This is a genomic window from Saccharomonospora saliphila YIM 90502 (genome assembly GCF_000383795.1).
Lineage (GTDB): Bacteria > Actinomycetota > Actinomycetes > Mycobacteriales > Pseudonocardiaceae > Saccharomonospora > Saccharomonospora saliphila.
The window spans coordinates 5,190-9,755 of the sequence record NZ_KB912593.1 but is presented as its reverse complement, the minus strand read 5'-3'; the positions used below and the strand labels follow the sequence as shown (position 1 = coordinate 9,755).

Below are 4,566 nucleotides of genomic sequence, written 5' to 3'. Positions count from 1 at the left end.
GTCGTCCGTGGCGACGCCACCCGGCGCCGCGTTACCTGGCACTGCTCCTGACACCGCGCACCCCCGTTACGACCAGTAGCCAGTCGGTCTCTACCCGGGAGATTACCAAGCCGCGTGTGACGGTGACCTGAAATCGCGACGGGATTTCTCCGCGCGCGCACGTCGTTCGCGCGCGCGTCCGGGGCGAGGGGCGGCAGGCTCAGCGCGCGGGCACGGCGAGGTGCCCTGCCGCGGCCCGAGCGGCGATGTCGGTGCGGTAGTGCGCGCCCGTCAGGTTCACCCGGGACACGCGGGCGTAGGCCTCTTCCCGGGCCGCGGTCAGATCCTCGCCCACCCCGACGACCGACAGCACCCGGCCGCCGGACGACACCACGGCGCCGTCGTCGCGCCTGCGGGTCCCGGCGTGCAACACGCCCTCGTCCTCACCGCCGGTGATCACATCGCCCGTCCTCGGCTTGCCGGGGTATCCGTCCGCGGCGATCACCACGGTGACCGCGGCCTCGTCGGACCACTCCAGCGGCGGATGCTCGGCCAGGGTGCCGGTGGCGGTCGCGTGCAGCAGCCCGGCGATCGGGGTGCGCAGCAACGGCAGCACCACCTGGGTCTCCGGATCGCCGAACCGGCAGTTGAACTCGATCACCCTCGGCCCCTCGGAGGTCAGCGCGAGCCCCGCGTAGAGCAGGCCGGAGAACGGAACGCCCCTGCGGTCGAGCTCGTCGACCACCGGCCGCACGATCGTCGACACGACCTCATCGACCAGCTCCGGCGGCGACCAGGGCAGGGGCGCGTAGGCGCCCATGCCGCCCGTGTTGGGGCCCGTGTCGCCGTCGCCGACGCGCTTGAAGTCCTGCGCGGGCAGCAGCGGGACGACGGTACGACCGTCGACAAGGCAGAACAGCGACGCCTCCGGTCCGTCGAGGAACGACTCCAGCACCACCGGGTGCCCGCCGTCGAGGAGCATCAGCGCGTGCTTGCGGGCGCGCTCGACGTCCTCGGTGACGACGACGCCCTTGCCCGCCGCGAGCCCATCGTCCTTGACGACCCAGGTGGGGCCGAACCGGGCCAGCGCGGCGTCCAGGTGCGCGGGGTTGTCCACGACCTCGCTGCGGGCCGTCGGCACCCCGGCGGAGGCCATGACCTCCTTGGCGAACGACTTCGAGCCCTCGATCCGCGCGGCGTCGGCCCCGGGACCGAAGCAGGGCACCCCGGCGGCGCGCACCGCGTCGGCCGCACCCCCGACCAGCGGCACCTCGGGTCCGATCACCACGAGGTCGGCCCGCCAGGACACCGCCAGTTCGGCGATGGCCGAGGGCAGGGTCAGGTCGACGCCGAGGGTTTCGGCGAACGCGGCCGTGCCCGCGTTGCCGGGGGCGCAACCGAGTGCTGTCACCGCCGGATCGTGTGAGGCGGCGAGGACGAGGGCGTGCTCACGGGCTCCGGAGCCGATAACCAGGACGCGCACGTCGCACAGGGTAAGCCGCCCGGGTCGAGTGCCGTTCACCGGCATGTCCCCTCCCGGCTCCCGCTCCGTCGTCCCGCGGTCGAGGAGGTCCAGGAGGGTGATCCGGCACCGCAGCCCGTGCGGGCAGGCCTCGAACCAGGAAGGACACGAACGAGTATGCGCAGAAGACTGTCCCTGATCGCCGCGTGCGGTCTCGCGGTTCTGGCGATCACCGGCACCGTGACGCCCGCGTCGGCGAACGGCCCCGCGGCCCACGATCGCGCCCCGGCGGCGAACGGCCCGAACGCGACGCCGGACGACCCGGTGGTCATCGGGCACCGGGGCGCGTCGGGCTACCGGCCCGAGCACACGCTGGCCGCCTACGAGCTGGCCGCGCGGATGGGGGCCGACTACATCGAACCCGATCTGGTGACCACCGCCGACGGAGTGCTGGTCGCGCGGCACGAGCCCGAGATCGGCGGCACCACCGACGTGGCCGACCGGCCGGAGTTCGCCGACCGCCGGACGACGAAGGTCGTCGACGGCGAGCCGGTGACCGGCTGGTTCGCCGAGGACTTCACCCTGGCCGAGCTGAAGACCCTGCGCGCCGTCGAGCGCATCCCCGAGCTGCGCCAGCACAACACCGTCTTCGACGGCCGGTTCGAGATCCCGACGTTGTCCGAGGTCATCGACCTGGCCCGGCGGCTCTCGCGCGAGCTGCGGCGGGAGATCGGAATCTACCCGGAGACCAAGCACCCGACCTACTTCCGCGAGCAGGGGCTCGACCTGGAACCCGCGCTCGTGCGGACGCTCACGCGGCACGGTCTCAACCGGCCGGACGCGAGGGTCTACGTCCAGTCGTTCGAGGTCACCAACCTCCGCGAACTCGACCGGCACCTGCGAGTGCCGCTGGTGCAGCTGATCGGCGGCTCCGGCGCGCCGTACGACCTCGTCGCCTCAGGGGACCCGCGCACCTACGACGACCTCGTCACTCCCGACGGTCTGGCCGCGATCTCCCGCTACGCCGAGGGAATCGGCCCGGCCAAGGGCCGGGTCATCCCGACCGGCGCGGACGGCGACCTCGGCGAGCCCACGTCCCTGGTCGGCGACGCGCACGAGGCCGGGCTCACGGTGCACCCGTACACGTTCCGCGCGGAGAACGCGTTCCTGCCCGCCGGGCTGCGCTCGTCCGACGATCCGGCCGAGTGGGGCGACATTCTCGCCGAGTACGCCGCGTTCCTCGACGCGGGTGTCGACGGCGTGTTCGCCGACCAGCCGGACATCGCGGTGGAGGCGGCGCGCAGGGCGCGACGCTGAACACACACCTCGCGGGGCGTACCGAGCACGCGTCCGTCAGGCCGTGAAGGACCTCTCGCCCGCGCTCACCGCGGGCGGGGTGTCCTTCACGGCGCGGGCGCGCGCCGTGACCTGCGCGCTGGCGGGCCGGCCGCTGCTCACACGAAATCGTGGCGCACGATCGTCTGCTCACGACCGGGGCCGACGCCGATCGCGGAGATCCGCGCGCCCATCAGCTCCTCGAGCCGCTCGACGTAGGCCCGCGCGTTGGCGGGCAGGTCGGCGAACGCGCGGCACTCGCTGAGGTCCTCCGACCAGCCGGGAAGCTCCTCGTAGATCGGCACGGCGTGGTGCACGTCGGTCTGGGTCATCGGCATGTCCTCGGTGCGGAAGCCGTCGACCTCGTAGGCCACGCACACCGGGACGCGCTCCAGCCCGGACAGCACGTCCAGCTTGGTGAGGAAGTAGTCGGTGATGCCGTTGACCCGCGCCGCGTAGCGCCCGATCACCGCGTCGAACCACCCGGTGCGCCGCGAGCGCCCGGTGGTGACACCGAACTCGCCCCCGGCCTTGCGCAGGTCCTCCCCGGACTCGTCGGTCAGCTCGGTGGGGAACGGCCCGGAGCCCACCCGCGTGGTGTAGGCCTTGAGGATGCCGAGCACGGTGGTGATCCGGCCCGGCCCGATGCCCGATCCGGCGCTGGCGCCGCCCGAGGTGGGGTTCGACGACGTCACGAACGGGTAGGTGCCGTGGTCGACGTCGAGCAGGGTGCCCTGCGAGCCCTCCAGCAGCACGGTCTCGTCCCGTTCGAGCGCCTTGTTCAGTTCGAGCCGGGTGTCGGCGATGCGGTGGGCGAACCGCTCACCCTGCTCCAGCACCGTGTCGGCGACCTCGGCCGGGTCCAGTGCCTTGCGGTTGTAGACCTTGACCAGCACCTGGTTCTTGTATTCGAGGGCGGCCTCGACCTTCTGGCGCAGGATCTTCTCGTCGAGCAGGTCCTGCACCCGCACCCCGACCCGCGCGATCTTGTCCTGGTAGCACGGCCCGATGCCCCGGCCGGTGGTGCCGATCTTCTTGGCGCCCAGGTAGCGCTCGGTCACCTTGTCGATGGCCACGTGGTACGGCATGATCAGGTGCGCGTCCGCCGAGATCAGCAGCCGGTCGGTGTCGACGCCGCGCTCCTCGAGCCCGGACAGTTCGTCCAGCAGCACGCCGGGGTCGATCACCACGCCGTTGCCGATGACATTGGTGATGCCGGGCGTGAGAATGCCGGACGGGATCAGGTGCAGCGCGTAGTCCTCGCCGTTGGGCAGCACGACGGTGTGCCCGGCGTTGTTGCCGCCCTGGAAGCGGACCACCCACCGCACCCGGTCGCCGAGCAGGTCGGTGGCCTTGCCCTTGCCTTCGTCGCCCCACTGGGCCCCGACGAGCACGATGGCCGGCATGTGACACTCCTGGTAATCGACGGTCGGACGTGCTGGTGCACTCGGACGAATGCCGATGCACGAGCCTAACCGAGGAGCGTGGCGTGGGTGGACTGGTGCTGGCTTGCGGGACGATGGCGACCGCGTTACCGCCCACCGACCTGCGGGTGAAAGCACTGCCCGCCCGGCCGGGCAAGGCCGACGTCGACGCGCTGCTCGAACCCGAGATCGTGGTGGCGGGCACCGACGCCGATCTCGCCGCCGTGGTGCTGCGGCTGCTGCGCCGGGAGCTGCTGAGCGAGACGGTCGTCGGTTTCGTGCCCGCTCGGCGGGATTCGGCGGTCGCCGCGTTGTGGGGGCTGCCCACCGACCCCGGCGCCGCGCTGGCGCTCGCCCGCGGCGGAC

The 4,566-nt window shown here is 72.3% G+C and carries 3 protein-coding genes and 1 pseudogene; 2 read left to right on the top strand and 2 right to left on the bottom strand.

The features are described 5' to 3' along the window. Positions 1-199: 199 nt before the first annotated feature. Entirely contained in the window at positions 200-1,462 is a 1,263-nt protein-coding gene (gene purD, locus SACSA_RS0100245; RefSeq protein WP_028661381.1) for a phosphoribosylamine--glycine ligase, read from the bottom strand. A gap of 156 nt (positions 1,463-1,618) precedes the next feature. On the opposite strand from purD, the gene SACSA_RS0100240 reads away from it, so the two are divergent. Further along, on the top strand, positions 1,619-2,758 hold the full coding sequence (locus tag SACSA_RS0100240) for a glycerophosphodiester phosphodiesterase (RefSeq protein WP_019812543.1): 1,140 nt from the start codon (positions 1,619-1,621) through the stop codon (positions 2,756-2,758). Positions 2,759-2,895: 137 nt separating this feature from the next. Here SACSA_RS0100240 and SACSA_RS0100230 read toward each other — a convergent pair whose 3' ends face one another. Further along, the gene (locus tag SACSA_RS0100230) at positions 2,896-4,182 is read right to left on the bottom strand and encodes an adenylosuccinate synthase (RefSeq protein ID WP_019812540.1); all 1,287 of its coding nucleotides are present in this window, start codon (positions 4,180-4,182) and stop codon (positions 2,896-2,898) included. A gap of 83 nt (positions 4,183-4,265) precedes the next feature. Between SACSA_RS0100230 and SACSA_RS25495 the strand changes: the two are divergent. Then, positions 4,266-4,566 (top strand): annotated as a pseudogene (locus SACSA_RS25495) (hypothetical protein); the annotation flags it as partial.